Source organism: Rathayibacter sp. YIM 133350, assembly GCF_037404875.1.
Lineage (GTDB): Bacteria > Actinomycetota > Actinomycetes > Actinomycetales > Microbacteriaceae > Orlajensenia.
The window spans coordinates 97,806-113,520 of the sequence record NZ_JBBELO010000034.1 but is presented as its reverse complement, the minus strand read 5'-3'; the positions used below and the strand labels follow the sequence as shown (position 1 = coordinate 113,520).

The window sequence follows — 15,715 nt, the reverse complement described above, 5'->3', positions numbered from 1 at the left end:
GGCACCGGAAGGGAGCGTTCCCGGTGCCTGAGAGATCCCTCAGCGAGATCGCCGCAGAGGCGTACATCTACTACTACCCGCTCGTGACGAACCTCGGCCAGGTCCGCCGGTTCGTGCGGGAGGGCGTCGGCCATGTGCCGGCAACGGCATACAACGTGTTCGCTCACGCCCGCCACCTCGCAACCGACCGTGACACCTTCGTCGCCGTCAACAACGACACCCTCTACTCGGTGGCGCAGTGCGACCTCTCGACGGGACCGATCGTGCTGAGCGTGCCCGCCGTCCCGGAGCGGTACTACGTGCTGCAGTTCGTCGATGCGTGGACGGATGACTTCGCCTACGTCGGCGCGCGCGCCACGGGCCCCGATGCCGGTACCTACCTCATCGTTCCCTCGGGCTACGAAGGCGAGGTGCCCGACGGCATGACGCGGATCACGGCGCCCACCGACGTCTTCACGATCGTCGGCCGGTTCGCCTGCGACGGCCCGCATGATCTCGGGGCGGTCCACACCCTGCAGGATTCCCTCGAGCTGTCCACGCTCTGGGAGGCCGTCGCCCCGGCCGAAGGCGTGGCGGACGTCGCCGACGTACCGGAGGAGCTGCTGTTCTGGGAGCAGGCTCGAGCGTACTCACTGGCCTACCCGCCGTCCGAGGCAGACCAGCACGGGCAGGACAGCTTCGCAGCGCTCGGCGTCACCTCCGTCCTCTCGCCCTACCTCGAGGCATCCGCAGACCTGCGCGAGACGCTCGAGCAGGGCGAGCGCTCGGGCGAGGAGAAGCTCGACTACTTCAGTCACCACAGCGATGCGCCGGCGAGCAACGGCTGGACGGCCGACGTGCACGGATTCGACTTCAATGTCTCCTACTTCGAGATCGGAACGATCAACAGCCCGCAGTGGCAGATCGCCGAGCCCGCGAAGCGCCTGCTGACCCGCGCCCTCGCCGCGCGCCTCGGGCTGTGGGGCAACCACGGGTACGAGGCCGTGTATGCCAGCACGTTCACGGATGCCGTCGGCCGCCCCCTCGACGGAAGCGCCGCCTACGAGATCCGGGTGACGAACGACCCCCCAGTGCGCGCGTTCTGGTCGATCACCCTCTACGACGTGCCGGGCTCACACCTCGTGCCGAACCCGGTCAACCGGTACTCGATCGGTGACCGCACCCCTGGACTGGTGCGCGACGCCGACGGGGCACTGGCCATCACCATCGGGCACGCAGATCCCTCGGACGCCGACGCGCGGGCGAACTGGCTGCCGGCACCGGAGGGTCCGTTCCGGCTCATGATGCGGCTCTACTGGCCCGACGAGCCCATCCTCGACGGCACCTACGCGTTCCCGCCCATCAAACGGGTCGGGAATGACTCGACCGCCATCGACGCTGAGAATGCCTGAAGATCCATACAGGAAGGTGACCGCATGCCCTTGACCGGTGAGTACGAGCGCGGGAAGTCCGAGTGGGCCTGGAAGCAGGCCGAGGAATTCGAGGCGACGAACGGAGAGCGGGCGAACACGCTGCGCGGTCGACCGATCATCGTGATGACCTCGCGGGGAGCCAAGTCGGGCAAGCTGCGTAAGACTCCGCTCATGCGCGTGGAGCACGACGGAACCTACGCCGTGGTGGCCTCGAAGGGCGGCGCGCCCTCGCATCCGACCTGGTATCACAACCTCGTCGCGGATGCCCACGTCGAACTGCAGGACGGCGCCGAGAAGCACGACTACACCGCGCATCGGGCCGTCGGCGAAGAGCGGGAGACCTGGTGGGCACGGGCCTGCGCGACCTGGCCCGACTACGCGAACTACCAGAAGAAGACCGACCGGCAGATTCCCGTGTTCGTGCTCGAGCGGCGCGACGAGAGCGTGTCGGACCAGAGCTGAAGGCGCGAGGCTACACGCCCCCGAGCGTCTCGAGGGCGGTCACGAGCGCACCCTGCAACCAGCCGAGCCAGTCGTAGAGCGGCAGCAGCGTGAGCACCTCGTCGTCGGGTTCGATCTCGGTGTCATCGCTCTCGATACCCAGCCGGTCGGCGAGCACGATGCGCAGATCGGTGAGGTGGGTCAGCCACTGCCACACCTCATCGGCCGCGAGCTCGACCTCGACGAGGTCGCCCTCGCCGAACTCGCCGGCCTCCGCGGCCGCTCGCACCGCCTGCGCCGCGTGCACCTTGCCCTCGGCGAGCCCGGCCCGCTCGAAGCGCTCGAACTCCGCGGCAGCGGCCACGTCATCCCGATAGGCGGGCGGAAAGAGCCGGGCGAACGCGCTGTCGTCGACCGCGTCGCTGAGAAGCGCCTCGACCTGCCCGGAGAGGTCGGCCAGCACCTCGGCCTCGTCGGGCTCGAAGTCGATCGCGACCCGGCCGGCCTCCGTCACCTTGACCGCCGTCATGCGTCGGCCTTCGCAACGGATGCCTGCAGGCCGTAACCGTGCATGGCGGTGACGTGCCGTTCCATCTGCTCCCGATTGCCGGTCGCCACGACCGCCTTCCCCTCGTTGTGCACGAGCAGCATGAGGCGCTCGGCCTCCGCGACGGGGTACCCGAAGTAGCTGCGGAAGACGAAGGCAACGTAGTTCATCAGGTTGACCGGATCATTCCAGACGATCGTCACCCACGGCGTATCCAGCGCCGAGCGCAGCTCGGTCTCGTGGCGTTCCAGCGTCTCGGGCATCACCCCAGCGTCGCACGATCCGCGCTCTCATGCACGCCGCGTTCACTCACCGTGCAGCGCACCCCGCTAGCCTGCCGCCGTGGTGATTCCGAGCACTGTCATACGGCCGCGCCTGGCCGGCCCGGTCGGCGTGAGCGGACTGCTGCGCTCCCGTCGCGCTCCTCGGGGCATTCGTGCTGCTGCACCTGAGCGTGTTCGCTGCGCTGGGTGCCGTGATGCTGCGCGGAGAGGTGCTCGGCGACCTTCCGCTCTACCGGCACTGGGCCCTCGGTGCGCTTCACGGCGGCTGGTGGCCCGCCATCGACATGCCGTGGGTGTATCCCGTCGGCGCGCTCGTTCCCATCGTGCTGCCCGCGGTGCTCGGCGGTGCCGCGTACCAGTTCGTCTGGTTGCTCCTGCTCACCCTGACGAACGGGATCGCGCTCTGGGTGCTCACCGACGGCGGGCGGCGGCGAAGCGCCTACCCGGCCGCCTGGTGGTGGCTGGCGATCACGCTCGTCCTGAGTCCGGTGGCGATGCTGCGGCTGGAAGGCTTCACCGCCCCGCTCGTCATCATGGCGCTCGCGGTGATGGCGCGGCGACCTCGCGTCGCCGCGGCGCTGCTGAGCATCGCCACCTGGGTCAAGGTGTGGCCGGCCGCCGTGCTGCTGGCGGCCGTCGTGGCCTCGCCGCGGCGCCGCACGCTCGCCGTCACCGCCGCCGTGACGAGTGCCCTCGTCATCGCAGCGGCGATGCTGTTCGGCGGATTCTGGCATCTCGACAGCTTCCTCACCATGCAGGGCCAGCGCAACCTGCAGCTCGAATCACCGCTCGCCACGCCCCTGCTCTGGATGGCGATCGCCGGCGTTCCGGGAGCGCGTGTCTACCAGAACTGGGCGCTGCAGACGCGGGAGGTGACCGGACCGGGGGGTGCGTGGCTGGCCGAGTTCAGCGGAGCGCTCATGTTGCTCACCGTTCTCGCCGTCGCCGCCCTGCTGGCGTGGGTGCGGTGGCGCTCCTCGGTCGCCGGTGTACGGCACGATTCGCACCTGCTCGTGCTCGGCTCCCTCGGCATCTGCGCGGCCTTCATCGTGACCAACAAGGTCGGCTCGCCGCAGTACATGCTGTGGCTCGTGCCGATCGTCGTCGCGGGGGTCGCGTCGGGCGGATGGCGCCTCTGGCGCACGCCGCTGATACTGCTGAGCGCGGTGGCGGTGGCGACGACGCTCGTCTTCCCCCTGTTCTACCTGCAGCTGATCGACCTGAACCCGTGGGTGGCCGGGGTGCTGGGGGCGCGCAACCTGCTGCTCGTCGTGCTGCTCGGCTGGGCCGTGCGCGAGCTCTGGCGCACCGGCATCAGCGCGAGTGCTCTCGCGTCTGCCGCATCTCCTGCGGTACCCGCGGCGGAAAGACCCAGGCCACGAGCACGACCGAGATGATCATGAGCAGGAACCACGAGATCAGCTTCGAGGCCGAAACGGGCTCCCATCCGCCGACCTGGCTGGGATAGAGCCACGCGCCCGCCCAGGTGGCGATGTTCTCGGCGAGCCAGATGAAGATCGCGACAAGCGCGAAGGCGAGAAGCAGCGGCATCCGGAACACCCGCCGCCACACACGGAAGTGCAATCCGGTGCGCCACCAAGCGACGCCGACGGCGGCCAGCAAGAGCCAGCGCAGGTCCCAGATGTAGTGATGCGTGAAGAAGTTCGCGTAGATGGCGGCTGCGATGATCGCGGTGATCCAGCGTCGCGGGTAGCGGGTGAAGCGCAGGTCGAACAGGCGGTACACCCTCACCATGTAGGAGCCGACGGCCGCGTACATGAAGCCCGAGAACAGCGGAACCCCGGCGATGCGCAGCACTCCGTCGGCGTCGTACGACCAGGAGCCGACGTCGGTCTTGAAAAGCTCCATGACCGTTCCCGTGATGTGGAACAGCACGATGACCCAGAGCTCCCGCCCCGATTCCAAGCGGGTTGCGACCATGATCGCCTGGATCAGCACGGCGGCGATGGTGAGGGCGTCATTGCGGGCGAGCGCGGCATCGTCGGGCCACCACAGGCGGGCGGCGACGATGACGACGAGCAGGCTGGCTCCGAAGATGCAGGCCCACGCCTGCTTTGCGCCGAACACGAGGAACTCGATGAGGCCGGCGCGCACTCCCCGCTCGGCGGCGTCGGCAAGCAGCCGGTGTGCGGCATCGTCGATGAGCCGCTCGACGCGGGTGAGCTCGCGGCTCATCGGCGGCGTGAGGCGGTCACCGTGAACGTGGGGTTGCGGGCGATCTGCCGCGTGGGGCCGACGAGCCGTTCGAGCGCCGACCGGTAGCGCAGGTGGCTGTTCCAGACCGTCCAGAGCTCGCCGCCCGGGGCGAGCACCCGGCCGGCGTCGGCGAAGAGCTTGAGGGCGATGCCCGCGTGCACGGTCGCGCCGATGTGAAAGGGCGGGTTCAGCGCGATGAAGCGGGCGCTGCCGTCAGGCTGGGAGGTGAGGGCGTCGTCGCGCACGACCGTGACCCGATCGGCGACGCCGTTGGCCGCGACCGTTGCCCGGGCGGATGCGACGGCCGCTGCCGACTGGTCGGTGGCCAGCACCGCGATGTGGGGTCGACGACGCGCCAGCGCGGTGGCGATGACCCCGGTGCCGCAGCCGAGGTCGATGGCCGCGTCGGCATCCGTCATCGCATCATCGATGTGCGCGAGCAGCAGCCGGGTGCCGATGTCGACGGATGCGCCGGCGAAGGCAGCACCATGGGCGACGACCTCGAGGTCCAGGGTCTCGACGTGCACCCGTTTGGGCCACGACGAGTGGGTGGATCGGGGACCGCGTGCGATGAGCACACGCGCCTTCTGCCGCGCGAGCGTCACGTCGATGCGGGCGAAGTGCGCGGCCAGCACGTCGTTCATGGCGGTGGTCATGTGCTTGAGCATGCCGCCCGCGACGACGACGACCTCCGGATGCGCGAAGGCAGCGACCTGCTGCGCGATCTCGTCGAGCGCATCCAGCCCGCGCGGAAGGCGGAGCAGCACGACCCGGGCTCCCGTGAGCAGGTCGGAGCCGAGCTCGGGAACGGAGCGGTAGCTCGAAGTCAGGCCGAGGTGCTCTGCATTGGCGGCGAGGGCGCGTTCGCCGGAGAGGGCGTCCTGGTGGGTGCGCACGCCGGTCGCGCCGTGCAGGGCCGCGGCGCCGAGGGTGAGGGCGCCGTAGCCGTCGTTCACGATGGCGAGCGCGTTCGGCTCCTGAGCGGCGAGGAGGTCCGCTGCCTCGTCGAGGATCAGGCGGTCTGCGGCATCCGCGGCGAAGAGGTTGGGCGCCTCAACGTCGGGCCGGCGGCGCAGCTCTGCGAAGTCGAACCCCATCGCAACAGGCTAGTGGCAGTGCCGTGGATGTTCCCTGAGCCTGTCGAAGGGAAAGTCGCGCAGGCTGGAACCGGCCCTTCGACAAGCTCAGGGACCGGGCACTCGCAGGCACCTCACCACGCTGGAACCGGCCCTTCGACACGCTCAGGGACCGGACTCTCGCAGGCACGTCACCACACTGCAACCGGCCCTTCGACACGCTCAGGGACCGGGCTTTCGCAGGCACGTCACCACTGTTCCCTGAGCCTGTCGAAGGGAAGTCGCGCAGGCTGGAACCGGCCCTTCGACAAGCTCAGGGACCGAGCTTTCGCAGGCACGTCACCACGCTGGAACCGGCCCTTCGACAAGCTCAGGGACCGGACTCTCGCAGGCACGTCACCACGCTGTTCCCTGAGCCTGTCGAAGGGAAAGCCGCGCAGGCTGGAACCGCGCCGGCCCTACGCCTTGTCGAGCGGACGCCAGACCACGAGCTGGTTCGAGCGACGCACGCGCGTTCCCGCCTTCAGCGTCACCACCTCGCCCTCCGAGCCGGCCGCGAAGATGCGCCGCCCCGGGCGGTTCAGCAGCTCGTCGGCGAGCGCCGCCTCGAGCTCCCGCACACGAGTGCCGAGGGCGGAGACCTGGTTCTCGAGCTCCAGGATGCGCCGGATGCCCTCCAGGCTCACGCCCTCGGTGCCGAGCCGCGCGATCTCGCGCAGCTGAACCACATCGCGCATCGAGTAGCGGCGCGACTTTCCCGCCGTGCGCTGCGGCGAGACGAGGCCGAGCCGGTCGTACTGACGCAGGGTCTGCGGGTGCATTCCCGCGAGTTCCGCCGCGACGGAGATCACGAAGAGCGGGCTGTGCTCATCCATTCGTGTTCCCTCCGTGCGTCTCGCGTGCGGATCCCGCATCCGGTGTCTTGATGTTGGCAGGAGATCGGGCGGTGTGCAGGATGCGACGCGGTGCATCAATCCTGCAGATCGCCCGATCTCCTCTCGAACGTGCCGGGGCTACCCGCGGGCCTTCGCCAGCAGGTCGGCACGCGGGTTCTCGTCGGGCAGCGCACGTTGCAGCGCCTCGAGCGCCTGCTCGGCCTCCTTGGAGAGATGCGAGGGAACCGCGACCTGCACGACGGCGAGCAGGTCGCCCGTGCCCTTCGCGGTCTTCACACCGCGGCCCTTGACGCGCAGCACACGCCCGCTCGGGGTGCCGGGCTGCACGCGCAGCTTGACCGTCTCGCCCCCGAGGGTGGGTACCTCGATGGTCGCCCCGAGCGCCGCTTCGGCGAAGGTCACCGGAACATTGACGCGCAGGTTGAGCCCGTCGCGCTCGAAGACCGGATGCTTGCGCACGGTCACCGTGAGGATGAGGTCGCCCGCAGCACCGCCGTCGGGCGAGGGCTGCCCCTTGCCGCGCAAGCGGATCTTCTGCCCGTCGGCGACACCCGGCGGGATGCGCACCTTCGTCTCGCGGCCATCCGTCAGCGTGAGCGTGATCGTCTCGCCGCGCACCGCCGTCAGGAAGTCCAGAGTGGTGGATGCCACGATGTCGTTGCCCGGCGTCGGTCCACCGAAGCCCCGGTAGCCGCCCGTCGTCTGGCCGAACCGGCCGTTGCCGAACAGTCCGCCGAAGAGGTCGTCGTAGTCGCCGCCCTGCTGGAAGGTGTACTGCTGGCCGCGCCCGCCCGCACCTCCGCCGAACATGCCGCCGAAGACGTCTTCGAAGCCGCCCGCGCCGCCGGGGCCGGCTGCAGTGAAGCGCGCTCCACCGCCCATCGCCCGGACCGCGTCGTACTCCTTGCGCTGCTCCTCGTCGGAGAGCACCGAGTACGCCTCGCTGATCTCCTTGAAGCGCGCCTCGGCGGCGGTATCACCCGGATTGGAGTCCGGGTGATACTGCCGTGCGAGCTTGCGGTAGACCTTCTTGAGCTCAGCCGGCGTGACGTCCTTATCGACACCGAGGACCTTGTAGAAGTCCTTGTCGAACCAGTCTTGACTGGCCATGGGTCTCCTTACCGGCCCATCGAGCCGGAGTGATCGATGGTCATGCTGCTATTCGGCCGGCACCTTGACGACGACCTTGGCGGCCCGCAGCATGTGCGATCCCAGGTAGTAGCCGGTCTCCACGACGTCGGCGACGACCTCGCTGTCCACAGCGGGGTCCGGCTGCTGGAAGATCGCCTCGTGCATCGTCGGGTCGAACAGGTCGCCGACGGCGCCGAACGGTGTCAATCCGAGTCGCTCGACAGAGGCCCGCAGCTTGGAGGCGATCGTGGGGAACGCCCCCTCGCCCTGCAGGTCGCCGTGCTTGTCGGCCCGGTCGAGGTCATCGAGAACCGGCAGCAGAACCTTCACGACCTCGCCCATCGCGCGCTCGCGCTCGATTTCGCGGTTGGCGTCGGTGCGCTTGCGGTAGTTCGCGTACTCGGCGGTGACCCGCTTGAGGTCGTTCAGGTGCTGCGAGGCCAGCTCCTCGACGCTCGTCTGGCCCGAGAGGAAGCTCAGGTCGGCGTCGGTGAAGCTCGTCTCGACATCGGGACCCTCGAGGGGCTCCGAGGGAACACCGCCCACGGAATCCCCGTCGCCGGCGGGCGCCGAGGGGGCGGACTCGCCGCCCTCGGCCCCAGCCGTCTCGCCCTCTGCGGGGCGCACCTTTCCCGTCTCGGGATCGATGCGGCGCTTGTCTCGGATGACGGGCTCTTCGCCCTCACGCTCGTCGGCCATGATTACTTCGCCTGCTCCTCGTCGTCCACGACCTCGGCGTCGACCACGTCCTCATCGGATGCGGTCTCGCCAGCCGGCTGCTCGCCCGCGGCATCGGCGGATGCGGCATCCGCCTGGCTCTGCGAGTAGATCGCCTCGCCGAGCTTGCCCTGCGACTGGTTGAGCTTGTCGAACGCGGTCTTCACGGCCTCGTCGTCGTCGCCGGCAAGGGCGCTCTTCAGGCCGTCGACGTCTCCCTGCACCTCGCTCTTGACGTCGGCGGGCAGCTTCTCGTCGTTCTCGCGGATGAGCTTCTCGATCGAGTAGACGAGCTGCTCGGCGGAGTTGCGGGTCTCAGCCGACTCGCGGCGGCGCTTGTCTTCCGCCGCGTTCTCCTCGGCCTCGCGCACCATGCGCTCGATGTCCTCCTTGGGCAGCGAGGAGCCACCCGTGATGGTCATCGACTGCTCCTTGCCGGTGCCCTTGTCCTTCGCGGACACGTGGACGATGCCGTTGGCGTCGATGTCGAAGGTCACCTCGACCTGCGGGATGCCGCGGGGTGCGGGGGCGATTCCGGTGAGCTCGAAGGTGCCGAGCGGCTTGTTGTCGCGGGTGAACTCGCGCTCGCCCTGGAAGACCTGGATGGCGACCGAGGGCTGGTTGTCGTCGGCCGTCGTGAAGGTCTCGCTGCGCTTGGTCGGGATGGCCGTGTTGCGCTCGATGAGCTTGGTCATGATGCCGCCCTTGGTCTCGATGCCGAGGCTCAGGGGGGTGACGTCGATGAGCAGAACGTCCTTGCGCTCGCCCTTCAGCACGCCGGCCTGCAGGGCGGCGCCGACGGCGACGACCTCATCGGGGTTGACGCCCTTGTTGGGCTCCTGACCGGTCTCCTGCTTGACGAGCTCCGAGACGGCGGGCATACGGGTCGATCCGCCGACGAGCACGACGTGCGCGATGTCGGAGACCTTGATGCCGGCCTCCTTGATCACGTCCTGGAACGGCTTCTTCGTGCGGTCGAGCAGGTCGCTCGTCATATTCTCGAACTGGGCGCGGGTCAGGGTCTCGTCGAGGTTCGCCGGGCCGTTCTCGGTCAGCGAGAGGTAGGGCAGCTGGATGCTCGTCGACATCTGCGACGAGAGCTCCTTCTTGGCCTGCTCCGCGGCCTCCTTCAGGCGCTGGCGCGCGATCTTGTCGTTCGAGACGTCGACGCCGGTGCTGTCCTTGAAGCGCTTGACGAGCCAGTCCACGACGCGCTGGTCCCAGTCATCTCCACCGAGACGGTTGTCGCCGGCGGTGGCGCGCACCTGGATGGTCGAGAAGTCGTCGTCCTTGCCCACCTCGAGCAGCGAGACGTCGAAGGTTCCGCCACCGAGGTCGAAGACGAGGATGAGCTCGTCCTCCTTGCCCTTGTCGAGGCCGTAGGCCAGGGCAGCGGCCGTCGGCTCGTTGATGATGCGCAGCACGTTCAGGCCAGCGATCTCGCCGGCCTCCTTCGTCGCCTGGCGCTCGGCGTCGTTGAAGTACGCGGGAACGGTGATGACGGCATCCGTCACGGTGTCGCCGAGGTACTGCTCGGCGTCGCGCTTGAGCTTGGAGAGGATGCGTGCCGAGATCTCCTGCGGCGTGTACTTCTTGCCGTCGATGTCGGTCTTCCAGTCGGTGCCCATGTGGCGCTTGACGCTGGAGATCGTGCGGTCGACGTTGGTCACGGCCTGGCGCTTCGCGGTCTCGCCGACGAGCACCTCGCCGTCCTTGGTGTAGGCCACCACCGAAGGGGTGGTGCGGAAGCCCTCGGCGTTCGCGATGACCTTGGGCTCGCCGCCCTCCAGAACGCTGACGACCGAGTTGGTGGTTCCGAGGTCGATTCCTACTGCACGTGACATGGTGTGTTATCTCCTTCTGCCGGCGCGAACGGATGCCGCGACGGCGGGTGGCTCGCCCATTCTGGGCCGCAGCCGAAGCCTGTACACCCGGTACAACGCAGAACCGGATGAATTTATGTCAAGAGTTGAGCCTTGACGACTCAAGTGTGTCAGGTGCCGACGGCCCTGTCAACCCGACTTGAGCCACCCTGACTCAAGTTGCGCGCACGCCCTTTCACGGCCGCTGAACCGGGCGGAAACGGCACCGCCATGGGAGCATCGGGGCATGCAGGAACGCACGCGTGGGCGGGTCGTCGTCGTCGGCTCCGTCAACATCGACCTCGTCGTCGGCGTCGAGGCGATCGTGGCCCCGGGCCAGACCGTCATCGGCGGCGATCTCTCGCGCCTGCACGGCGGCAAGGGCGCCAATCAGGCCGTCGCTGCGGCGCGAGCGGGAGCGCAGACCGTGCTGATCGCGCGGGTCGGCGACGACGAGTTCGCCGATGCGGCCCTCGAGAACCTGCGCGGCGAGGGCGTCGACACCGCGTTCGTTCGCCGCAGCAGCTCCCAGTCGACGGGCGTCGCCCTCATCCAAGTCGCGGACGGCGGCGAGAACGCGATCGTCGTCGCGTCGGGAGCCAACGGCGACCTCTCACGCTCCGACGTCGATGACGCGTTCGCGGCCATCGAGGGCGAGGCCGTCGTGGTGCTCGGATTCGAGACTCCGCTCGAGGTCGCCGAGCATGCGGCCGGCGCGGCTCGCGCACGCGGTTGGCGGGTTCTTCTGAATCCCGCACCCGCGCGCATCCTCCCAGCGACCCTGCTGGCCGACGTCGACGTGATCCTGCCGAACGAGCACGAGATCACCCGGCTCGGCTTCGACTCCCCCGCCGACCTGATCGAGGCGGGCATCCCCACGATCGTCGAGACCCGGGGAGCCGACGGCGTGCGCGTGCACACGGCATCCGGCAGCCGGCATGTGCCCGCAGTGCGGGTCACGGCGATCGACACGACCGGAGCCGGAGACGCATTCGTCGGTTCGCTCGCGGCAGCCCTCGCCGAGGGAGACGACCTGGATGCGGCCATCGTGCGGGCCGTGCGGGCCGGCGCCGAGGTCACCACCCGCATCGGCGCGCGCTGAAGCCTTGCGGTCGGGGGACCCTCCGGCGCTATGCTGACGGAAACGGGAGCGCCACGGGCTCCCACGGGATGAGAGGGGTGATGATCATGGCTGTCGTTGTCGCACGCCTTCTCGACCTCCCATCCCCCGAGGTCGCCGTCTAAAAGCCCCTCAGGCATCGGTGACCTCCTCTCCGGAAGAATCACCGTGCAGAAGCTCACCGCGTCGTTCGACGCATCCGTCGGCATGCCGACATCATCCCTTCCCTCTCCTTTCGTGCCGCCTCTTCTCGAGCCCGGCGAGAACCAGCGCTGGTCGACGTGGCCGGCGACGAGTCCCACCCAGCGCGGCCCGCTGCCGCATCCGTCGTGGCTGGTGACGGCCGCCGCCGCATTCGACACCGAACTCGGTGCCGTCAAGAGCGGCAAGGAAGCCGACGTGCACCTCATCGAGCGGGCCGTTCCCGGCGACCCATCGGCCTCCTGCGTTCTCGCGGCCAAGCGCTACCGCGGCCTCGAAATCAGCGACTTCCACCGTTCGGCGCAGTACCAAGAGGGTCGGCGGATGCGGAACACGCGTGACGGCCGTGCGGTCGCCCGCGGATCCAGCTACGGCCGCTCCGTGGCGGCCGGCCGCTGGGCGCTGGCCGAGTTCGAGGCGCTTCGCCGGGCGTACGAGGCCGGGGTTCCGGTTCCCTACCCGGTTCAGGTCTCGGGCACAGAGGTGCTCATGGAGTTCATCGGCGACCCGCCCGCGGCCGCTCCGCGCCTGGCTCAGGTCCGTTCGACTCCGGCGGAGCTCGACGGCCTCTTCACTCAGGTGTTCGAGATCATGCGCTCGTTCGCCCGTGCGGGCTTGGCCCACGGCGACCTGTCGGCGTACAACCTGCTCGTGCACCACGGGCGGGTCGTCGTGATCGACCTTCCGCAACTCGTCGACGTGGCTGCCAACCCGAATGGCGTCGACTTCCTGCACCGCGACGTCGTGAACGTGTGCACCTGGTTCACCCGACGAGGCCTGGAGCGCGATGCAGAGTCGTTCTTTGCCGAGCTCGTCGCCGAACTGTGGTGAGCTCCTCGATCACACCCGCCGGCGGCGGCCGAGAAGCGCGAGCGTTCCAAGCACCACGGCGACCGTGGCGAGCAGCAGCGCCCGCCCGGCATCCGTGCCCGTCGCGGCGAGCCCGGATGCGGTCGCCGTCGGCGCCTGCGTCGGCGTGGGCGTCGGCGGGAGTGCCGTGACGGTGAGCAGCATCGGCTCGCTCGCAACCGGGTCGAAGAACGCACTCGTCGCGACGAGCCGATACAGGTTGCCGGAATCAGTCAAGGTCCCCTGGACCGTGAGGCTGTCGCCGTCTGCCCCAGGAACATCGACCCAGGTGGCACCACCGTCGGTGCTGACCTGCCAGGTGGTCGTCTCCCAGAAATTGGCGGCGACTGCGGTGAAGACGCCACTCTGCCCCTCGGTGATGGTCTGGTCACCTCCACTCGTCAGCGTCGGCCTATCGAAGACGAGCAACTCGTCGGAGGCGCCGCTCGTCGCATAGACCCGCGAGGAGGCGCCACTGGCGTCGCTGACGACGTCGACCGCCTCGACATTGCCGCCGATCGGCACGAGGTGTCCTGCTGGTGGACTGACGGAGTAGTCGCTGACGAGCACGCCGCCCGTCAGGCAGGCGAGATAGGCGCGCGTTCCGCTCGCATTGGCGTCGCCCAGTCGCGGGCCACAGGGAACGGCGACAGTGTTGACGACGCCATTCGGCGGGCTGAATCCGGACACCGAGAAAGGGTTACCCGAGTTCGAGCTCAGCAACCGATTCGCAGCCGCGGAATACGTGATGCCCCACGGCAGGTCCCCCGTCGGTGTGAAGACACCGGTTGAGAGACTGCCGTCCGCTGCGACATCGACGGCTTGCACTCCGCCTGCCGGCGCGGGGGCGTACTGCGTGAAGTACACCGCCGTTCCGTCGGCGTCGACCGTCACGCCACGGGAACCGTAGGGCAGGCTGATCGTGCGCGCTGGTGCGGTGAGATCCGTCGTCGAGAACTGGTACTGCGGGTTGAACAGCGTCGCGGCATAGATGTAGGCACCCGTCGGGTCCTCGGTCAGATCGACGAAGCCACCTCCACCGGTCAGCACGGTCGGAGTCGGTGACGCGCCGGCGACAAGGTCGGCGAGCGGATACACGAGGATCTGGCCCGGGTTGTAGAAGGAGACCCACACCTGCGAGCCATCCGGGGTCACCTGAACGGCCGTCGGGTTGAAATTGCTGCCGGGACCGAACGTGACGACGTTCAATTCCGCAAAACTCGCCGCGTCGTACACGCGCAGATCGGCGATTCCGTTGTCGCCCCGGTTGATGACGAACAGGTCGTTGCCGTCGACCGTCGCATCCACATCGATCGGGTAGCGACCGGTCGGTACGGAGCGATAGGTGTTCGCCGGGTCAGCCTGTGCCGGTGCCGCCGCGACTGCGCCCACGAGCACCAGTGTCGAGACGGCGACGGCCATCGCCAGCACTTTCCTTACAGAGCGTCTACCCATCGTGGCGGTGCTCACTTCGTCATCCTCACCACGGCGCCGGTGGGAGCCGTCACCGTCGTGTCACCGATCAACTCTTCACCTGCCCGCGTCGGCGGCCGAGCAATGCAAGCGCGCCTGCCGCGATGCCGAGGACGGCGAGCAGAAGGGCGGGCCCGGCATCCGTGCCCGTCGCGGCGAGGCCGGATGCGGTCGTGGTCGGCGGGAGCGCCGAGACGGTCAGCGTGGCCGGCTCGGAGACGACCTCGTCGCCGAACAGGTCGCTCGTGGCCACCAGACGGAAGAGCGTGCCGTTGTCGGCGAGAGTCGCCTGAATCGTGAGGGTGACGGCGGTTGCGCCGGGAACGTCGGTCCAGGTCGTTCCGTTGTCCGTGCTGGACTGCCAGCGCACTGCGTCGACCGTCGCACGTGCGGTCGCGGTGAACGTCGCCTGCGATCCCTCGACAACCGTCGTGTCAGCGGCGCCCGTGACGATCGCGGGGCCGACGAGGGAGATCGATCCGCCGAAGAGGTTGGCGCTCCACGCGTGCAGACCGTCGGGGGCGAGCGCGAGGGCCTCCGGGCCGTTGCCGACCGGGGTCGTGCCGAGCACGGTGTTCGAGGACCTGTCGATCACGGCCACGCTGGACTGGTCCGACAGATTCACGTACGCCCGACCGTCGTCGGTGAACACGATGCCGCGCGCGTTTCCAGGGACCGGGATGAGTGAGCTGACGGTGAAGGTCGCCGTGTCGATGACGGCGATGTCACCGCCGATGTAGGGCGACACCCAGACCTCGTCCCCTGTCGGGCTCAGCTCCAAGAAGTACGGGGAGGCGCCGGCGAACGTGGCGAGCGCGGTCGATGTGCCTGCGGCGAGGTCGATACGACGCACGGTGCTTCCGCCGCTCTCGGCAACGTAGAGCAGGCCGGCTGCCGAATCGAGGGCCACGCCCGCCGGTAACCCTCCCGTCGGGAAGACGGTCACGACGGCGCCCGTCGTGGCGTCGACGGCGGCGACGCTGTTCGCGTTGCGCAGCGAGGTGTAGACGGTGCTGCCGGTCGGGTCGACGGTGATGCCGAACGGGCCGCCGGCGACCGGCCAGGTGGCGGTGACCGTCAGCGTCGCTGCGTCGATCACCGAGATGCTGCTGCTGTTGATGTTGGCGACGTAGATCGTGGCCCCGTCGGCCGACACCGTCACGCCGAACGGTTCCACGCCGACCGCGGCCTCTCCGACCACGCTGTCGGTTGCGGTGTCGACGGCGATGAGGCGGCCCGGCTGTCCACCGGGAACCGCGGCGACGGCGTAGACGCGCGAGCCGTCGGGAGACACGACGACGCCGTGAGGGTAATCACCCACGGTCACCTCGGTGCTGTCTGCGAATGCCGCGCTCGCGCCGCTGATCGCCATCCCGACAGCGAGCACGCTCGCGAACGCCGCTGCCACCATCGCGCGAACCCGCATGCGTTCTCCAACCTCTCGAGGCATCCTCAAGTCTGCCACAGAGTATTCCGTTCCCGGCATCCC

General features: G+C 68.8%; 15 protein-coding genes. 5 read left to right on the top strand and 10 right to left on the bottom strand.

Annotation, left to right across the window (positions count from 1 at the left end):
• The first annotated feature begins 23 nt into the window (after positions 1 to 23).
• Complete coding sequence (locus WDJ51_RS13575; RefSeq protein WP_337852997.1) at positions 24 to 1,391, top strand: DUF1254 domain-containing protein; 1,368 nt, start codon at positions 24 to 26, stop codon at positions 1,389 to 1,391.
• 24 nt (positions 1,392 to 1,415) lie between these two features.
• Positions 1,416 to 1,874, top strand: coding sequence for a nitroreductase family deazaflavin-dependent oxidoreductase (locus WDJ51_RS13570; RefSeq protein WP_337852996.1), 459 nt, complete (start codon positions 1,416 to 1,418; stop codon positions 1,872 to 1,874).
• A 10-nt stretch (positions 1,875 to 1,884) separates the two neighbouring features.
• On the opposite strand, the gene WDJ51_RS13565 is transcribed toward WDJ51_RS13570, so the two are convergent.
• Together WDJ51_RS13565 and clpS are read right to left on the bottom strand one after the other, a co-directional pair.
• Positions 1,885 to 2,382, bottom strand: a complete 498-nt coding sequence (locus tag WDJ51_RS13565; protein ID WP_337852995.1) for a DUF2017 family protein — start codon at positions 2,380 to 2,382, stop codon at positions 1,885 to 1,887.
• The gene (gene clpS / locus WDJ51_RS13560) at positions 2,379 to 2,663 is read right to left on the bottom strand and encodes an ATP-dependent Clp protease adapter ClpS (protein ID WP_337852994.1); all 285 of its coding nucleotides are present in this window, start codon (positions 2,661 to 2,663) and stop codon (positions 2,379 to 2,381) included. Before clpS ends, WDJ51_RS13565 begins: the two co-directional genes overlap by 4 nt.
• Before the next feature lie 173 nt (positions 2,664 to 2,836).
• On the opposite strand from clpS, the gene WDJ51_RS13555 reads away from it, so the two are divergent.
• Positions 2,837 to 4,081, top strand: a complete 1,245-nt coding sequence (locus WDJ51_RS13555; RefSeq protein ID WP_337852993.1) for a glycosyltransferase 87 family protein — start codon at positions 2,837 to 2,839, stop codon at positions 4,079 to 4,081.
• On the opposite strand, the gene WDJ51_RS13550 is transcribed toward WDJ51_RS13555, so the two are convergent.
• From WDJ51_RS13550 to dnaK, 6 genes are all read right to left on the bottom strand, one after another.
• Positions 3,999 to 4,880, bottom strand: a complete 882-nt coding sequence (locus WDJ51_RS13550) for a DUF817 domain-containing protein (protein ID WP_337852992.1) — start codon at positions 4,878 to 4,880, stop codon at positions 3,999 to 4,001. The genes WDJ51_RS13555 and WDJ51_RS13550 overlap by 83 nt on opposite strands.
• Complete coding sequence (locus WDJ51_RS13545) at positions 4,877 to 5,998, bottom strand: class I SAM-dependent methyltransferase (protein ID WP_337852991.1); 1,122 nt, start codon at positions 5,996 to 5,998, stop codon at positions 4,877 to 4,879. The genes WDJ51_RS13550 and WDJ51_RS13545 overlap by 4 nt, the downstream gene beginning before the upstream one ends.
• A gap of 437 nt (positions 5,999 to 6,435) precedes the next feature.
• Positions 6,436 to 6,852, bottom strand: a complete 417-nt coding sequence (locus tag WDJ51_RS13540; RefSeq protein ID WP_337852990.1) for a heat shock protein transcriptional repressor HspR — start codon at positions 6,850 to 6,852, stop codon at positions 6,436 to 6,438.
• A 138-nt stretch (positions 6,853 to 6,990) separates the two neighbouring features.
• Positions 6,991 to 7,983, bottom strand: a complete 993-nt coding sequence (locus WDJ51_RS13535; RefSeq protein ID WP_337852989.1) for a DnaJ C-terminal domain-containing protein — start codon at positions 7,981 to 7,983, stop codon at positions 6,991 to 6,993.
• Between the two features lie 48 nt (positions 7,984 to 8,031).
• Positions 8,032 to 8,703: a nucleotide exchange factor GrpE gene (locus WDJ51_RS13530; protein WP_337852988.1), complete on the bottom strand. Its 672-nt coding sequence runs from the start codon at positions 8,701 to 8,703 to the stop codon at positions 8,032 to 8,034.
• Positions 8,704 to 8,705: 2 nt separating this feature from the next.
• Positions 8,706 to 10,565 (bottom strand): molecular chaperone DnaK, encoded by a 1,860-nt coding sequence (gene dnaK, locus WDJ51_RS13525; RefSeq protein ID WP_337852987.1) that lies wholly within the window; start codon positions 10,563 to 10,565, stop codon positions 8,706 to 8,708.
• Positions 10,566 to 10,830: 265 nt separating this feature from the next.
• Between dnaK and WDJ51_RS13520 the strand changes: the two genes are divergently transcribed.
• Positions 10,831 to 11,685: a ribokinase gene (locus WDJ51_RS13520; RefSeq protein WP_337852986.1), complete on the top strand. Its 855-nt coding sequence runs from the start codon at positions 10,831 to 10,833 to the stop codon at positions 11,683 to 11,685.
• Positions 11,686 to 11,871: 186 nt separating this feature from the next.
• A complete protein-coding gene (locus tag WDJ51_RS13515; RefSeq protein WP_337852985.1) occupies positions 11,872 to 12,735 on the top strand; it encodes a serine protein kinase RIO in 864 nt (287 codons plus the stop codon).
• Between the two features lie 9 nt (positions 12,736 to 12,744).
• Here WDJ51_RS13515 and WDJ51_RS13510 read toward each other — a convergent pair whose 3' ends face one another.
• Positions 12,745 to 14,223, bottom strand: a complete 1,479-nt coding sequence (locus tag WDJ51_RS13510) for a hypothetical protein (protein ID WP_337852984.1) — start codon at positions 14,221 to 14,223, stop codon at positions 12,745 to 12,747.
• Positions 14,224 to 14,275: 52 nt separating this feature from the next.
• Positions 14,276 to 15,652, bottom strand: coding sequence for a YVTN family beta-propeller repeat protein (locus WDJ51_RS13505; protein ID WP_337852983.1), 1,377 nt, complete (start codon positions 15,650 to 15,652; stop codon positions 14,276 to 14,278).
• Positions 15,653 to 15,715: the final 63 nt, after the last annotated feature.